Source organism: Oceaniovalibus guishaninsula JLT2003, assembly GCF_000299575.1.
GTDB lineage: Bacteria > Pseudomonadota > Alphaproteobacteria > Rhodobacterales > Rhodobacteraceae > Palleronia > Palleronia guishaninsula.
The window spans coordinates 1-752 of record NZ_AMGO01000017.1 but is presented as its reverse complement, the minus strand read 5'-3'; the positions used below and the strand labels follow the sequence as shown (position 1 = coordinate 752).

Annotated in this window: 1 pseudogene; it reads right to left on the bottom strand. The window is 64.4% G+C overall.

The features are described from left to right. Positions 1 to 752: pseudogene (locus OCGS_RS05485) on the bottom strand (heavy metal translocating P-type ATPase); the annotation flags it as partial.

Below are 752 nucleotides of genomic sequence, written 5' to 3'. Positions count from 1 at the left end.
TACCGATGTTCTGATGGATAATCGACATTGTCCGGCGCGAATGACCGATCAGCCAAGGCACCTTGCCAAGGTCGTCGGTCATCAGGGCAATATCCGCAGTCTCGATTGCCGCGTCCGAACCAACAGCACCCATCGCGATGGCGTAATGCGCCCGCGCCATGGCGGGGGCGTCGTTCACCCCGTCGCCGATCATGGCCACCATGTCATGCGTTTCGACCAGTTCTTCGATGGCTGTCACTTTGCTTCGGGCAGAAGCTCGGCGCGGACCTCGTCGATGCCGACCTCGGCTGCAACGGCGCGCGCCGTCCGCTCGTTATCGCCCGTCAGCATGACGATGGTCTTCACGCCTTGCGCGTGGAGCTGTGCCACGATGCCCTTGGCGTCGGGGCGGATACGGTCGCGCAATTCCAGGATGCCGGTCACGCCGGTGTCGTCGCCCACGGCAACAAGGGTGCTGCCAGCCCCTTCGATGCGGTCGCGCAAATCCTTCGGAATGGCGTCACCGAAACCCTTCTCCTCGGCAAACCGGTCCGACCCTAGCCAGATCGACCGGCCGTCAGTGCGTCCTTCAAGTCCCCTACCAGGAACGGTTCGGGTATCTTCTGCGGCGGACACCTTGATGCCGTCGGCTTCTGCCCGCGCGAGAATGGCGCGCGCCAAGGGATGCGAGGAACGTGCCTCGAGCCCCGCGGCGAGGGTCATCAGATCCTGCGCCGATGCTCTACCCAGCCGGATGCTACCGCCGCCACCTC